17 protein-coding genes are annotated in these 13,771 nt (G+C 45.5%); 9 read left to right on the forward strand and 8 right to left on the reverse strand.

Going from position 1 to position 13,771, the window contains the following annotated elements:
* Position 1 precedes the first annotated feature (1 nt).
* Positions 2 to 829: a carbohydrate ABC transporter permease gene (locus ACQ5BJ_RS18665; RefSeq protein WP_430111904.1), complete on the forward strand. Its 828-nt coding sequence runs from the start codon at positions 2 to 4 to the stop codon at positions 827 to 829.
* Between the two features lie 111 nt (positions 830 to 940).
* Here ACQ5BJ_RS18665 and ACQ5BJ_RS18670 read toward each other — a convergent pair whose 3' ends face one another.
* Positions 941 to 1,501: an NADAR family protein gene (locus ACQ5BJ_RS18670; RefSeq protein WP_430111906.1), complete on the reverse strand. Its 561-nt coding sequence runs from the start codon at positions 1,499 to 1,501 to the stop codon at positions 941 to 943.
* A gap of 34 nt (positions 1,502 to 1,535) precedes the next feature.
* Positions 1,536 to 2,462 (reverse strand): helix-turn-helix domain-containing protein, encoded by a 927-nt coding sequence (locus tag ACQ5BJ_RS18675; protein ID WP_268623082.1) that lies wholly within the window; start codon positions 2,460 to 2,462, stop codon positions 1,536 to 1,538.
* 298 nt (positions 2,463 to 2,760) lie between these two features.
* Here ACQ5BJ_RS18675 and ACQ5BJ_RS18680 point away from each other — a divergent pair, with 298 nt between their 5' ends.
* From ACQ5BJ_RS18680 to ACQ5BJ_RS18690, 3 genes are all read left to right on the forward strand, one after another.
* Positions 2,761 to 2,901 carry a hypothetical protein gene (locus ACQ5BJ_RS18680; RefSeq protein ID WP_163979549.1) on the forward strand — a complete coding sequence of 47 codons (141 nt, stop codon included), beginning with the start codon at positions 2,761 to 2,763 and terminating at the stop codon, positions 2,899 to 2,901.
* Between the two features lie 50 nt (positions 2,902 to 2,951).
* Positions 2,952 to 4,046 (forward strand): ETX/MTX2 family pore-forming toxin, encoded by a 1,095-nt coding sequence (locus tag ACQ5BJ_RS18685; protein WP_005545285.1) that lies wholly within the window; start codon positions 2,952 to 2,954, stop codon positions 4,044 to 4,046.
* 297 nt (positions 4,047 to 4,343) lie between these two features.
* Positions 4,344 to 5,036: a diphthine--ammonia ligase gene (locus ACQ5BJ_RS18690; RefSeq protein WP_430111909.1), complete on the forward strand. Its 693-nt coding sequence runs from the start codon at positions 4,344 to 4,346 to the stop codon at positions 5,034 to 5,036.
* Between the two features lie 78 nt (positions 5,037 to 5,114).
* Here ACQ5BJ_RS18690 and ACQ5BJ_RS18695 read toward each other — a convergent pair whose 3' ends face one another.
* Positions 5,115 to 5,444: a carboxymuconolactone decarboxylase family protein gene (locus tag ACQ5BJ_RS18695; RefSeq protein ID WP_005545288.1), complete on the reverse strand. Its 330-nt coding sequence runs from the start codon at positions 5,442 to 5,444 to the stop codon at positions 5,115 to 5,117.
* A complete protein-coding gene (locus ACQ5BJ_RS18700; protein ID WP_005545290.1) occupies positions 5,425 to 5,853 on the reverse strand; it encodes a tautomerase family protein in 429 nt (142 codons plus the stop codon). The genes ACQ5BJ_RS18695 and ACQ5BJ_RS18700 overlap by 20 nt, the downstream gene beginning before the upstream one ends.
* A gap of 111 nt (positions 5,854 to 5,964) precedes the next feature.
* On the opposite strand from ACQ5BJ_RS18700, the gene ACQ5BJ_RS18705 reads away from it, so the two are divergent.
* On the forward strand, positions 5,965 to 6,858 hold the full coding sequence (locus ACQ5BJ_RS18705) for a LysR family transcriptional regulator (protein WP_268599198.1): 894 nt from the start codon (positions 5,965 to 5,967) through the stop codon (positions 6,856 to 6,858).
* A 69-nt stretch (positions 6,859 to 6,927) separates the two neighbouring features.
* On the opposite strand, the gene ACQ5BJ_RS18710 is transcribed toward ACQ5BJ_RS18705, so the two are convergent.
* Together ACQ5BJ_RS18710 and ACQ5BJ_RS18715 are read right to left on the reverse strand one after the other, a co-directional pair.
* Entirely contained in the window at positions 6,928 to 7,416 is a 489-nt protein-coding gene (locus ACQ5BJ_RS18710; protein ID WP_005545294.1) for a cation:proton antiporter regulatory subunit, read from the reverse strand.
* Positions 7,417 to 7,436: 20 nt separating this feature from the next.
* Positions 7,437 to 8,657, reverse strand: coding sequence for a cation:proton antiporter (locus ACQ5BJ_RS18715; RefSeq protein WP_197267168.1), 1,221 nt, complete (start codon positions 8,655 to 8,657; stop codon positions 7,437 to 7,439).
* A gap of 184 nt (positions 8,658 to 8,841) precedes the next feature.
* Here ACQ5BJ_RS18715 and ACQ5BJ_RS18720 point away from each other — a divergent pair, with 184 nt between their 5' ends.
* From ACQ5BJ_RS18720 to ACQ5BJ_RS18730, 3 genes are read left to right on the forward strand one after another with little or no spacing between them, the layout of a single operon-like run.
* On the forward strand, positions 8,842 to 9,975 hold the full coding sequence (locus tag ACQ5BJ_RS18720) for a DUF418 domain-containing protein (protein WP_430111912.1): 1,134 nt from the start codon (positions 8,842 to 8,844) through the stop codon (positions 9,973 to 9,975).
* A gap of 15 nt (positions 9,976 to 9,990) precedes the next feature.
* Positions 9,991 to 11,103: a sensor histidine kinase gene (locus ACQ5BJ_RS18725; protein WP_005545301.1), complete on the forward strand. Its 1,113-nt coding sequence runs from the start codon at positions 9,991 to 9,993 to the stop codon at positions 11,101 to 11,103.
* Positions 11,100 to 11,705: a response regulator transcription factor gene (locus ACQ5BJ_RS18730; RefSeq protein WP_005545303.1), complete on the forward strand. Its 606-nt coding sequence runs from the start codon at positions 11,100 to 11,102 to the stop codon at positions 11,703 to 11,705. Before ACQ5BJ_RS18725 ends, ACQ5BJ_RS18730 begins: the two co-directional genes overlap by 4 nt.
* A gap of 7 nt (positions 11,706 to 11,712) precedes the next feature.
* Here the strand turns inward: ACQ5BJ_RS18730 and ACQ5BJ_RS18735 are convergent, their stop codons facing one another.
* The gene (locus ACQ5BJ_RS18735) at positions 11,713 to 12,297 is read right to left on the reverse strand and encodes a GNAT family N-acetyltransferase (RefSeq protein ID WP_040735633.1); all 585 of its coding nucleotides are present in this window, start codon (positions 12,295 to 12,297) and stop codon (positions 11,713 to 11,715) included.
* Positions 12,298 to 12,634: 337 nt separating this feature from the next.
* Complete coding sequence (locus ACQ5BJ_RS18740) at positions 12,635 to 13,108, reverse strand: hypothetical protein (protein ID WP_430111915.1); 474 nt, start codon at positions 13,106 to 13,108, stop codon at positions 12,635 to 12,637.
* A 345-nt stretch (positions 13,109 to 13,453) separates the two neighbouring features.
* On the opposite strand from ACQ5BJ_RS18740, the gene ACQ5BJ_RS18745 reads away from it, so the two are divergent.
* The gene (locus ACQ5BJ_RS18745) at positions 13,454 to 13,678 is read left to right on the forward strand and encodes a hypothetical protein (protein WP_005545306.1); all 225 of its coding nucleotides are present in this window, start codon (positions 13,454 to 13,456) and stop codon (positions 13,676 to 13,678) included.
* Positions 13,679 to 13,771 lie beyond the last annotated feature (93 nt).

Consider the following 13,771-nt stretch of genomic DNA (forward strand, 5'->3'; position numbering starts at 1 on the left):
TATGGCCTCGAAGCTTCGGAAATCCATTTTGTCGCATGCCGTGCTGATTCTGTTCTCCATTTTGTTTCTGTTTCCGTTCTTATGGCTGGTCATGACCTCGTTGAAAACGCCAGACGAGATTTTCCAGCTTCCGCCCAGTCTCTTGCCCGACACCTTTCAATGGTCCAACTATGCTGCAGCGTTGGAGACAATCCCTTTCGCCCGCTATATGACGAATACACTCCTCATCTGCGCCATTAATATTGTCGGACAATTATTCGCCGCGCCGCTCGTCGCCTATTCGATATCCAGAATTCCATGGAAAGGGCGCGGTATCATCTTCTCCATCGTTGTCGCCACCATGATTTTGCCCGCTCAGGTGCAGCTTATCCCGCAATACATCATTTTCACGAAGCTTGGGTGGGTAAACACGATATTGCCGCTGACGATCGGCGCCTTCTTCGGGGCTCCCTTCTTTATCTTCCTGCTGCGCCAATTTCTCATGGGGGTACCCACAGAATTATCCGAGGCAGCCAAGATAGATGGTGCTTCTGAAATCCGGATTTATATCCGCATCATTTTGCCGATTTTGAAGCCTGCGCTCGTGACGGTAGCCTTATTCTCCTTCGTCTGGTCGTATGTAGATTTTATGGGGCCGCTTATTTATTTGAATGATTCAGCAAAATGGACCATTACGCTCGGCCTGCAGGGCTTCCAGCAAGACCACGGCGCACAGTGGGAGAAGCTTATGGCTGCCTCCACCATTATGACGCTGCCGATGATCGTTCTCTATTTCTTCGGACAGAAGTATTTCATGCAGTCTGGATCGGCCTTGACCGGGTTTAAATGAAAGAGGGGGAGATTGGAATGAATCGCAATCATTAACTAAATAGCAGATAGGCTGAGAGGCTGCCCTTCGAATCGTACATGAATCGTTGGGGCAGCCAATTCAGCTTGGTCTTTATTTGGTTTCATTCGCTAACAACTGATCCCTCACCTCAGTCAAGGCGAAGCCTAGCAGGTTGGTGCCCCGCCATTTCATCGGGTTCTCCACGTCAGGATGATCCTTCGCCATGCCAATCCCCCATATCCGATCAACGGGGCTCGCTTCTACCAAAATACGCCGCTTAGTGCCTTTTATAAATGCACACAGCCCCTCGTTTTGCGAAAACTTTGCAAGATTGCCCCGCTTCACGATATCATAGCATTCGCGATTCCATACGTCGTTATCAAAGCGTTTTACGGCCCGCCCGAAGGCTTTCATTTGTTTCGGGTGCTTCGCATTCATAATGGCTTCCAGCATCTCGTCATCGCCGAACAGCCGCGCTTTTTCTGCCATCATGTACTGCTCAGTACAGCGATATTTATGGCCGTCTATCGTAAAGCTAGAGTTCCACCACTGGCTGAAGCAGCTCTGATTGATGCTTCCATCTGCTGGAGGCGTATGTCCCCAGAAAAATAAGTATTTGATCTTCTTCCCCGCCTGATGCGCTTTCTGCAAATCTTCCAGATTATAAATCATACTATCACCTCCATTAGTTCCTCTCCCCATTGTACTATAACGGAGTGAATTCCCCTTCCTTTCTATCCTGGTTACAATGCACCCCAAGCTTGAACTCCTTTATTTTCATTTCTACAAAACGCTGGAAGTTGTATTGTTTCTTGAGTTTAAACAGCATAATGGCTTGCTCGAAATCCTCTAATGCCGCTTGATGCTGATGTAAAAAATAGTGATTCAACCCTTTTTCATAATACAGTTCACCAAAAAGATAGAGAGAATTATATTTCAAGCATTGTTCAATTCCTTGGCTGCAATAGTGTATACAGGCGTGATAATCATGATTTCTCGATAATGAGCGTGCAAGCGCGTAGATGTTTTTGATAGGAAGTGTCCTGTCTTCGATATAGTAATGCCGATGAATGTGGCGGTATGTCCATTTCAAAATGCGGAGTGCCTTGCGATTCTGACCGGATTCAGATAATAAAATGCTGATGCTATTCATAATCGTAAGTTCCTGTTCCGAACAAAACTTCAAACATTTGCACGTTTTTCTTAACGCCGTTTTGAGCAGCATGAAGCTGAAATGAAAGTCCTTATAAGAGTAGTAATGTGATATGGCTTTTGCCCAAAGGAGGAATTGTTGATCTTCGGGTGCTTTAAAAAGATGGCTTTCTTCGTCCAGTATCTTTATGACTTGATCGAAATCATTTTCTTGAATAAACGAGTGGACAATAAATTTAATATTATTTTTATAGGGTATATTGGAATCATTGTGACTATCAAACAAATATTTCACATTGACTCTTAGTTTTTTTGACAATAAATACAAAATAAAGCCAGACGGCATTTCTCTGCCATTTTCAATGTTGCTGATATGAGGCTGCGTACAAATTCCTTTCGCCAACGCCTGTTGACTCAATCCTCGCCTTAGGCGCAATTCTTTAATAATTTTCCCGATTTCGCTTGCATTCAACGTATACACCACATGATCTCCCCTTTGCCGACTTCACTTGGTATCTAAGATGTGGAGAAGATAAGTTTGACATCCCGCCGCAAGAATTGCATTGCCCCCAATTCTATTTTCGGAAGATAGAGTCACATTTTAATGGATTTTCGGTAATGATTTTTATACTTTTCGACTGATGCAGTACAGTTTCCGGTCGGATTCACATGATTGGAACACAATATAACTATCCTTATTTATCGCTCGGATTCGAACCGTGTTATCGTTGAGTTAGCAACAGTGAATAACAAAAAGGTAGGACGAAAGGAGGAGGAGAATGCGGAAGATAGCGAGCGCCTTTTTGGTTTTTGCATTGTTTTTCGGTTATCAGCAAGCAGCTTTGTCCGGCGCCGACTCATCGCCCACGGTCGCAAAAGGGGACTTGCGGGGCGACCATCATCTGATTGGAGGGCACTAGGCACTAGGCAGTAGGTACTGATCTTCTAAACAAAAAGGAGGACACATGAAATGCTTGAAAAAAACAAGAAAAAACTAATCGCTGGCGCGCTGGCCTTAAGTATGGTTCCAGCATGGGCTTTGCCGGCCATGGCCGCGGATCTCGCTCCGGTACAGAGCGTTGCCATTTCATCTTCCGAAATTGCGGTTCCGTTTGCAGAATCATATATCGATACGGTATATCTGAGAATCAAAGAGAGAGATAGACAGGCAAAGATGACGAACCAGCCTATTAATATGCAGGAACAAATATTGGATAGCTGGTTCCTGGCTAGATACTGGATTCTGAAAGATCAATCCTCCCACCAATCCAACCGGTTTATTTCCTGGTTCAAGGACAACCTGGCAAGTTCCAGAGGCTATGACAGCGTTGCCGAGCAAATGGGATTAAAAATCGAAGCGGTTAATGATATGAATGTATCCAATATTCAGTACACATCAAATACAGGGGATACGATATATCGCGGCACTTCGGAATTGACGAATTATACTTCCTCAACACAGAAAATGAAAACAGACAGCTTCCAAAAGGATTACACAAAATCCCAAGCCATTTCCGTCACGAACGGCTTGCAGCTAGGATTTAAAGTGGCTGCCAAAGGCGTAGTCGCTTTGGCAGGGGCCGATTTTGAAACGAGCGTAACCTATAACTTATCCACTACCAAGACGGAAACGTATACGGAATCGGATAAATATACCGTTCCTTCCCAAGAAGTCACGCTTCCGCCAGGTCATAAAGCGGTCGTCACGCATGATCTGAGAAAGATGGTATACTCCGGAACGCACGATCTGAAGGGTGATTTGAAAATCACCTTCGACGATAAAGAATTGGTTCAAAAATTCTATTACCCGAACTATAAAACAATCACGTTAGATGACGCACGCAATACAATCAATGCGATAAGCCAATGGAACGGCTGGCCGAAAATAGACTTATACCAAATGATGGGTCCTCGCAATTATTTAAAGAATGGAACGACGTTGTACATCGATACCCCGGTGCAGTTCACTTTTAATGGAGCTACTCCTTATTATCGAGCTGACTTCAAAGAATATGACAAGGACGGCAATTTGGTCCAATCCAAAATGATTGCGGAGTTTGAGTAATCCTTGGTGCCTCCCCCTCGTTTAAATATAACAGCACCTAGATGGCCTGACATCCACCTCTCTCGCAAAGTAAAGTGAGAGAGGATTTTCATGTTATAGAGTCGATTTCAGGCTGCTCCTTTCCCCAATGTAACTGCAACTTGTCAAGATTACCCACTCTATACTGAACCTTCATGCCCTTTCTTCGATCTGTCCGTGTTAAAATGACATCAATTACATGCATAACTTCGTATATCTTATACAATTGGCATATTCCAGTCAGCGTATAACGCTTTAAACAGCAAAGGAGAGAAAATCATGACAGACGCAGCAACTTGGAAAATCGGGGCTGACGGACATACATTCATCGCTTCCTTCAGCGGCGGGAAGGACAGCACGTTGGCACTGTATAAAGCCATGCAAACCGGCGAAGCGGCAGGATTGATCGTCATGCTAGAAGAAGAAGGCAAGCGCTCTCGTTCCCACGGTATGCCCCCTGAGTTGATTCGGGCTCAAGCAGAAGCCATTGGATTGCCCGTGTTAGCGGGTGCGGCGAGCTGGACAGACTATGAGTCTGTCTTTATGGGTCTGTTAGCGGAAGCGAAGAGTCGCGGAGCCGAAGTATTAGTAACCGGAGACCTGGATGTGCCCGAACACGGCTGCTGGCATGACCGAGTGACGAAAAATGCAGGGCTAGGCTTAGGAATGCCGCTATGGGGGATGGATCACCTGGAAGCTGTACAGGAGTTTATTAACCTTGGCTTCGTTACCATTCTGGTGACTGTAAATCTGTCAAAGGGCATGAAGGAAGAAGATTTAGGGCGAGTGCTGACTCATGAGTTCGTGGACGAGCTTCTCGCACGCGGCATCGATCCATGCGGCGAAGGCGGAGAGTTCCATACAACGGTAATTGATGGTCCAATTTTCAAGCAACCCATTCCGGTTCGAAAATGCGAGATCGTGAGGGATGGGGATTACGCCTTCTTGCCTTTAGAGCTACAAAACACTTAGGGGCAGCTATAACTGATGAAACGCTAAAAAGCACAGTTCTTAGCCATTCACTAGGTTCTGTGCTTTTTCTATCCTTGATCACCCCTTATTCTCGAAGACCGTCTCTACAACCTGCAGCGCTGAAGCAGCTCGCGGCCAGCCTGCATAATACGCCAGATGCGTTATCGTTTCCACGATTTCCTCCTGCTGCAGTCCATTCTCTACCGATAGGCGCAAATGATAAGGAAGCTGTTCTGTCAATCCGCCCGCAACTAACGCAGAAATCGTGACTAGACTCCGATCCCGCAGCGACAATTGCTCTCGTCGCCACAAGTCCCCGAACAACACATTCTCTGAGTAATCAATAAATGCCGGTGCTAATTTCCTTAACGACTCGCTTGCATGTGGTTTAATTGCTCGATGCGCCATGCCCAGCATCCCCCTTTTTCTGACGATCCAGCATTTGAGCAATGCCGTTGCCGAACGACCAATCATCGAATTCATTATCGACAAGCACGACAAATACATCCTCTTTCCTTATGCTCACCGTATTTGACAGCTCCTTCGCCAGCATCGCATAAAAGCCTATTTTCTGCTGTTCCGTCCTCCCTGATTTAAGTGTGATTTGTATATAGAGCAAGCCTTCGCTCCGTTCAACATTCAAGTAGTTCTTGCTAAAGAAAAATTCCCCCGCCCGATGCGCATGGAAAACTTGAAAATAATCATCTTCCGGCACTTTGAAGTGTTTAATCAAAGCGTACATGATTGTCTTACTGATTTGTTCAAGTTGACAGGTGTCGTATTGCCCCTCCATGTAACTGACCCGAATGAATGGCATGTTCGATCAACTCCTTCTCTGAGATGCCTCCATTGTACGCCTGGGAAAATCATTTGTATAATTGAATAAAATCATAATCTTGTTCGATTATTTCGATAGAGGTGTCAGCCAGTGGATCTCAAAGAACTAACCGCGTTCAAAACCATACTTGAAGAAGGGACATTTTCCCGAGCAGCCGAGAAATTAAATTACGCCCAATCAACAATTACAAGTCAAATTCAACGTTTGGAAAAAGAGCTGGGCATACCCTTGTTCAACAGAGGCTGGGATGCGGAATTGACCCATGCCGGCCACATGCTGGCAGCGGAAATCGACAGTCTCATACAGCATTGGAACTATGTTGCGGAACAAGCGAAGGCATTGCAGCATGACGAAATTGGATCCATGCGGATAGGAGGCATTGACTCCATGATGGAGACGATTTTTCCGAACGCCTTGCGGAGATTCCGGGAGCATAAGCCGAACATGCACTATCATGTCGTGACGGGAAATACCGATTTCCTTTCGCATTCCATCCTGCAAAAAGAGCTGGACTTTGCCATCTGCGGCGAGCCGTCGGACGCATCTCCCTTCTATTTTCAGCCGCTGTATCACGAGAAGATCACTTTCATAGCAGATAAAAGGCATCCATTGTGTACACAGCAAACCATTCCATTGGATGAGCTTCTTCATTACCCGATCATAGCTGGGGGGCCAACCTGCTTGTATTCTTTGCGTCTAGCAAAGCATTTTGCCAGATTCGAATCGTCGCCCAACCTAAACACCATAAGTCAAATATCCTCGATTCCTCACTTTGTGAAGAACACTTCTTCCGTGGGGGTTGTATTGGATACGACATCGCTGATAAAGGAAGTCGCAGCAATTGACGTCAACATGGCCGAGCCCCTCATTCAAATCGGTATCCTGCAAAAAAGAGGCGGCCAGGAGTATACGCAGAGATCCTCTGTTCATTTGCTCATGAAAATCATCAGAGAAGAAATTGAAGGAAGAAGTAAGAAAGGGTAGGTTATTTCATTGGAATAAAAAAAGCACCCGCTGTTGACCATGCAGATGCTCTCGTTTCACAATTATTGGTTATCCTTGAGCTAGCAGCTCTTTGAGCTGCTTGATTTGTTTGCGCTCTCCTGCAATCACAAGCGTCATATTGGGCGTAAGCCGTACCTCAGGATCAGGATTGATATACTGCTTTCCTTTTTCTATAGCAGCCAGGATCGTCGCTCCCGTGCGCTGACGGATTTGCAGCTCAGCAATGGATTTATTAATGCATGGAAAGGACTGTCCCACCTTGCACCATTCAATGACCAGTTCATCAAGCTCCACCTGGATGGTATCCAACGCCTTGGGCTTATAGCTCATGCCGCCGATAATAGAAGCAAGCTGCCTTGCTTCTTCGTCCTCCAGTGTCACTTGGGAAATGCTCATCTCTGGATCATTATCTTCAAAATGATAGACTTCCCTTCTGCCATCATCATGAATAACGACGACTACCTTATCTCCCGAAACGGTCTCCATCTGATACTTTTTTCCGATTCCCGGCAGTTCGGATTCCCTTATCGTTGCCATATGGCCATCTCCCTTCAATCCTATTTATTTTCGATGTTTGCTTTCTCTTTGGTGCTGCTCCATTTAAATATCCGGTTCAGTCCACCATACACGGATTTCGACTCTTTTGCCAGTAGCGGTCCAACAATCGCCAGCACGAGAACATACAGAGCGGAAAAGGGCTTCAACAAGGGCATCAATCCAGCTGAAATACCGAGGTTCGCGACAATAATCGTGAACTCTCCGCGAGCCATGATCGTAAGTCCAATATTCGTTGATGCTTTATAGGTTAGTCCTGCCTGACGCCCTGCCATCCAGCCTGCAACCATATTGGATACCACCGTGAGCAGCACAGCTCCTATCGCCATCCAAGCAGCATCGCCCAGCGTCAGCGGATCAATGCTAAGACCGAAGCTGAAGAAAAAAATGGCGCCAAAGAAGTCACGGAATGGCACAACCAGATGCTCAATTCGCTTGCTGTGCTCGGTCTCGGACAAAGCAAGTCCAAATAAGAGCGCGCCGATCGCTTCGGCTACATGCAGCGTCTCCGAGAACCCCGCAATGAAAAATAGCAAGGAAAACACAACTATAATAAATATTTCACTTGAGGTGATGTTCAACAGCTTATTTAATAAAGGCGGTCCTACTCTTGCGATAATGAAAAATACAAGCATATACCCCATTGAAATACCTACGGAAAGCAGCACTCCCCCAACAGAAGTTGCCCCTCCAAGCAGAAGGCCCGACATGACGGATAGAAACACGGCCAAGAAGAGATCGTCGAACAAAATCATGCCCAATATTAACTCTGTCTCGGAGTTGCCTGTGCGCCTGAGATCAACCAACACCTTGGCTACGATGGCAGTGGAGGATACAGACATCATTCCTGCAACGATTAACGTTTCATACAGCGGAAAATGAACCAAGAAGCCGTATACCATTGCCAGCAAAAAATTCAATACAACATATACGGTACCGCCAAATACAATATTGCGGCCTGACTTAATCAGCTTCGAGACCGAGAACTCCAGCCCAATGTAGAAGAGTAGGAACAGAACCCCCATGCGTCCGAGAAAGGATATAATGGACTGACTTTCCACAAAGGTTAAGTCGAACAAGCCGATCACGGGAGCGTGCGGGCCGACTAACATACCGAGAACGATGAGAAATGGAATGATCGAGAATTTGAGTTTACCCGCAAGCAGCGAAGCGGCGGTAACTAACAGCAAGGCGGTTCCAACCTGAAAAATCATATGATCCATATGGCGGCTATCTCCCTCTTTCAAGATCCTGTAGTCTTATCCTGCGCAACAATATTCCTTGCTATCCAAATCCAAACAATATGACACCTGTCATCTCGATTTCTTTACAGCTGTGAATGTTCCGCCGCCCCTCTTCCCCACTACAATAAAGCTGCATGATGATATGAGGGAAGGATGAGTACATGTGGAACAACGTCAGGAGAGAATCCGTCTGCTCGATATATTGCGGGGATTCGCGATTCTGGGCACATTGGGGACAAATATTTGGATATTTGCACATCTAGGAGATTTATCTTATCTCACTACGTATGCTTATACGGGCTGGTGGAAGCTTGATGATCTGCTCCGTATGATCGTATTATTTTTCGTAAATGGCAAGATGCTCGGCTTATTAACGATCATGTTCGGAGTAGGCATGGAAATGAAATACCGGCAAGCGAAGCGTACAGGCAAGGCCTGGCCGGGCGTGTATATGTGGGTTCTTCTTATTTTGCTATTGGAGGGCTTGCTTCATTTCGTGCTCGTCATGGAGTATGACATCTTAATGAGCTACGGCATAACAGGCATGATTGCCGCCTTCATTATTCGAGGTGGAGATCGCGCCATATCCATCACGATGAAAGTGATTGGCAGCGTACATGTCATCGTAATATTAGGCATGCTTCTGCTTGGGTTAATGGGCGCCAATATGTCACTGGGGAACTTTGACCAGGTGGTCGCCCTTTACCGAGACGGTTCATGGCTGGATCAAGTCCAATACCGACTGTCTCATTTTGTACAGCTTCGATTTGAACCCCTTTTTGTCATCCCATTGAATGTATTTCTATTTTTGCTTGGCGTTCGCCTTATGCGCTCCGGAGTGTTCGCTCCAGATGGGAATGGGCAGCGTCAACGTAACAAGCTTCTGAAGCTGAGCCTCTACGCCGGGGTGCCATTGAACCTGATTATCTTCATACCCGGCGGCATTTTCGATATGCCTGTCCGCTATTTATTTGCCCCATTTCTATCACTTGGGTATATAGCCATTATTGGTAAAATGATACAATATAATAAATGGGATCGGCTGTGGCGTCTGTTTGAGAACACAGGGAAGATGTCGTTAAGCTGCTATGTGATGCAAAATGTGATTGCATCTATGCTCTGTTATGGCTGGGGCCTAGCATTTGGCGGCAAGTTGAATTCTTTCATCATTATCGCAATTTGGATTGAGATTTCCGTATTCCAGCTATGGTTTGCTTCAAGGTGGCTGCGGGTCTTCAAGCTTGGCCCTATGGAGTCTGTCCGCAAGCGTGCGGTAGGCATTTTTCAATCCAGGTGAATCTGGAGGCTATCGATGAAGATCTACCCAAGAGATCAGATCAAACATTTTCTGCTCATAGATGTAATTGCGATCGTATATTTGTGCTACTTCGTCCTAAGCACGCGTTCCGATCTTGGTCTCTTGGGATCCCTTATGATCCTAAGCGTATTTTTGATTTCCTTCTATATTGCATTATGGCATCGGAATATATATCTGCTAGCAGCTGTTGTATCTGGTCTCGGTACGATTGCGGTACTCAGTATCTATATTGACCCCAATCTTCTCATGTTCGGATTTATATTTGCCGATCTGCTGGGCAGATCGAAGTCCAAATGGCAAATCGGCGTCGGAACTGCAGCCATAGCCCTTGCGCTAGTTGCAGGATGGGGAGGAATAGGTAATTTTATTGCCAATCATATCATGTATCTCCCCATTATGATTATCCAGATGCTCCTGCCCTCTATTTTATACATAAGAGCGAGAGCCGCCAGCCTACAAGGTCAACTGGACGCTGCCAATGAACAGCTTGAACACTATGTCCTGCAGGAGGAAAGACACCGCATCGCGCGCGATCTCCATGATACGCTGGGGCAAACCTTAACGATGATCAAATTGAAAAGCGAACTTGCTGCCAGATGGGTAGATAAAGACCCTGTGCAGGCCAAGGAAGAGCTGAAGGACATCATGGACACATCGCGAATTGCCTTGAAGCAAGTGCGGGAACTCGTTTCCGAAATGAAGTTCATATCACTATCGAGCGAACTGGCGCACTCGCGCAAGCTGCTGCATACGGCTGGCATTGAGCTTGAAATTGTAGAGCAGGGGACTCCCCCACTGCTGTCCAGTGTCGAGGAAACGATGATGGCTCTCTCTGTGCGGGAAGCAGTTACAAATATGATTAAGCATAGCCAGGCTCAGCACTGCACGATACGGCTTCAGGCAGCAGATAGCAGATATACCATATGCATAACGGATGACGGTATCGGGCTGAATCAAAAAGAAGGCGGGAATGGCATTCTGTCAATGAAGGAGCGAATGCAGGCGCTGAACGGCACTCTTACTGTAGAATGCTCGTCTACCGGAGGGACTGCGGTTACAATGATGCTCCCCCTTTATCAACTTAGAAAGGAGAGTGCTGCTACATGATCCGTGTTGTGATTGCTGAGGATCAGCAGATGCTGCGTGGTGCCTTTGCCTCATTGCTGAAGTTTGAAGACGATATTGAAGTATTGGCGGAAGTGGCGGACGGAAAGCAGGCATGGGAAGCCATTCAGCAGCATAAGCCAGACGTATGCGTGGTGGATATTGAAATGCCGCACATGAACGGCTTAGAGTTGGCAATACAGATCAGAAACGCCAACCTTCCCTGCAAAATCATGATCGTTACGACCTTTGCCCGGCCTGGTTATTTGCAAAAGGCAATGAATGCCCAAGTGAATGCCTATCTGCTTAAAGATGAACCGATCGACTATCTGATTGAGTCCATTCGCAGAGTGATGGCCGGAGAACGGGTAATCAGTACTGATCTGGCTGCGGTACTCTTTATGAACAATGAGAATCCATTAAGCGAGAGAGAAGCTGAGATGCTGCGGCTTACGAAGGAAGGCATGACGACTAGTGAAATCAGCAAATCCCTCTTCCTGACGATTGGAACGGTACGAAATTATCTGTCTTCTGCTATTCAAAAGCTGGATGCCGAGTCGAGGCAGCAGGCCGCGGCCATTGCCGAGGAGAAGGGATGGCTTTGAACCATCCCTACAGAAATTGTCCGACAGGGAGATCAAGATTGATCGTTGTGTGGCGCAGCATCTTCTTGTGGGCAATTGCCTTTGCTGAAAACAGGCGCATCAGCACGACGACCTGCAACGAGTCGCTTGTTAACGCCCCTTCATCACGAGAGCCAATGAGGCTCACGTCGGGCACAGCCGGCCAGGAGCCGGCACGATGGTAGAAATCTGTCAGCGATGGATTGCAGGTAAATATGCCGAGATCCACGCCGCTCTGCTCCATCCATCGGGTGGCGGCAGCGACCGTTTTGAGCCCATATCCCAGATCGCGATAATCAGGGTCAGTCGCTACGCAGCTAAGCCCTGATAGAACGAACCTCTCTCCCTTATGCTCGATCGCTTTGGTGATAACTCCTGTATAGCTGACTAATTTTCCATCTGCATAGGCATAGAAGGAACGCGCATTCAGCGCTTCATCATGGGCGGTCGGAATCGTATCCTCCGGCAATCCATCCTCCTCCGGCCATACGCGATTAAGTAAGACGGCAATCTCTCTCCGCAGGGTTGCAGGTGCCAGATTATAATTTATTGATAGTACGGTAATAGTCAATATCAGTTCTCTCTTTCACGTTTCGACGCAGGAAACGAAAATTAGGAGCAACTCGTTTCTGTCACTTCTACTGTTATTTATAGAATCATTTTTACTCAATCTATCAATATGATAGATATTATTTTAGTTTTTTGATTACTTTATAAACAATAAAAACAAATAATGCTGCCGCTAAATACGGCAGAACTAGAGTAATTATCCCCATTAGACAACCTCCTCCTCTGCCCATAACGATGTACTTACCAGTCTCTTTCGAGAATTTCACCCTAAAGATCACACCCATGCTGGGCGTACAATTAAAAAGGGCTATCCTCTTTTTATGAAAGCTATTCCCTTTTGTTTACTTTATATCTTGACTCCACTCTTGATAGTGAGTAGGCTCTTTATAGGTACCAGTATACGAACCATATGAGTCCCCAGAAGGCCAGTCAACCCCGGTTATTTTAAAACTACCATAATCTCTAAACCCTGTGAAATAATAGTTTCTAGTGATGTAAGCAGAACCTTCAGATGGGCCAGTCCAAGTTTCTTCTTTGGAATATGTTCTCGATTCTTCTTCGGTTACGCTAGCATCTAATTTGCTAGAAGCTCCTGATGGTATAGATACTCCTCCACTCCAAGATACACTTCTTGTTGTCTTTTTTGTAACTGAACTTGATAATTTTTTTGATGCTCCACGTGCTACAGAAATAATTAATTGCGCCTGATCGGGATTATTATGTGTTATTACTCTTAACAACTGATCAGTCAACGCTTGTGTCATACCAAGCGGAAGGTGTAAATCTTTCTGTTTGTGGAGAAGCATATACAACATTGTGAATCGTTACGTCTCCACCCCCGTTTGCTTGTGCTTGTCTGGCAATCGTTTTCAATTCTTCTTGAGAAACCTTACCGACCACATTATCAGACAACTTGATGCTTACTCCATTAACCTAAACACTGTAAGCAACATGATTTTTTGGTGTACTTTCTTGAGCGGATGAGACTGCAGCAAAACAAAGAAAATACTAGACATAAAGACAATGAGAGACCCAAAATCTTTTTCACATACCTACCTTCATAGGTGTTTTTTCTTAAATACGTAACATAACACATTAAAGGGGATTATTATTTTATTTTTTCATAGTTCATACTATTTTTAGGAAGGAGGTAAAATGATATGAAGTATTCAACGATAGGATTAGTTTTATTTTTGTGTAGTGCTACTTTATTTACTCTGGAACGAATTGCAGCAAAAATCGCTGCTTCAATTGCAGTAATAGGACAGGTAAACGGCTATGATACTACTCCAACTTATGCAGATATTACAGATAACAAGCTGGTTCTGAGTTCATTAATACTGTCTATTATCTTCTTTGCTTTATCCTTTAAAGAAAAAAAATGATGTTTGGGCTTGCTATTATGCAATTACACTGTCGCGGAAGAAATTGATGCAACTGCAGGTGTTTGACAAAGTTCCGCTAGCAAAATATCATTT

Origin of the sequence: Paenibacillus sp. B1-35, assembly GCF_050474385.1 — a bacterium.
In the GTDB taxonomy this organism is placed as follows: domain Bacteria; phylum Bacillota; class Bacilli; order Paenibacillales; family Paenibacillaceae; genus Paenibacillus_B; species Paenibacillus_B alvei.

Excerpts from the sequence above, each read along its gene's own strand:
- ACQ5BJ_RS18725 (WP_005545301.1), top strand. The coding sequence starts at position 9,991 with ATGAAGATCTACCCAAGAGATCAGATCAAACATTTTCTGCTCATAGAT.
- ACQ5BJ_RS18745 (WP_005545306.1), top strand. The coding sequence starts at position 13,454 with ATGAAGTATTCAACGATAGGATTAGTTTTATTTTTGTGTAGTGCTACT.
- ACQ5BJ_RS18700 (WP_005545290.1), bottom strand. The coding sequence starts at position 5,853 with ATGCCATTCATTCGGGTCAGTTACATGGAGGGGCAATACGACACCTGT.
- ACQ5BJ_RS18710 (WP_005545294.1), bottom strand. The coding sequence starts at position 7,416 with ATGGCAACGATAAGGGAATCCGAACTGCCGGGAATCGGAAAAAAGTAT.
- ACQ5BJ_RS18740 (WP_430111915.1), bottom strand. The coding sequence starts at position 13,108 with ATGTTGTATATGCTTCTCCACAAACAGAAAGATTTACACCTTCCGCTT.
- ACQ5BJ_RS18730 (WP_005545303.1), top strand. The coding sequence starts at position 11,100 with ATGATCCGTGTTGTGATTGCTGAGGATCAGCAGATGCTGCGTGGTGCC.
- ACQ5BJ_RS18665 (WP_430111904.1), top strand. The coding sequence starts at position 2 with ATGGCCTCGAAGCTTCGGAAATCCATTTTGTCGCATGCCGTGCTGATT.
- ACQ5BJ_RS18680 (WP_163979549.1), top strand. The coding sequence starts at position 2,761 with ATGCGGAAGATAGCGAGCGCCTTTTTGGTTTTTGCATTGTTTTTCGGT.
- ACQ5BJ_RS18695 (WP_005545288.1), bottom strand. The coding sequence starts at position 5,444 with ATGGCGCATCGAGCAATTAAACCACATGCAAGCGAGTCGTTAAGGAAA.
- ACQ5BJ_RS18670 (WP_430111906.1), bottom strand. The coding sequence starts at position 1,501 with ATGATTTATAATCTGGAAGATTTGCAGAAAGCGCATCAGGCGGGGAAG.
- ACQ5BJ_RS18715 (WP_197267168.1), bottom strand. The coding sequence starts at position 8,657 with ATGGATCATATGATTTTTCAGGTTGGAACCGCCTTGCTGTTAGTTACC.
- ACQ5BJ_RS18685 (WP_005545285.1), top strand. The coding sequence starts at position 2,952 with ATGCTTGAAAAAAACAAGAAAAAACTAATCGCTGGCGCGCTGGCCTTA.
- ACQ5BJ_RS18690 (WP_430111909.1), top strand. The coding sequence starts at position 4,344 with ATGACAGACGCAGCAACTTGGAAAATCGGGGCTGACGGACATACATTC.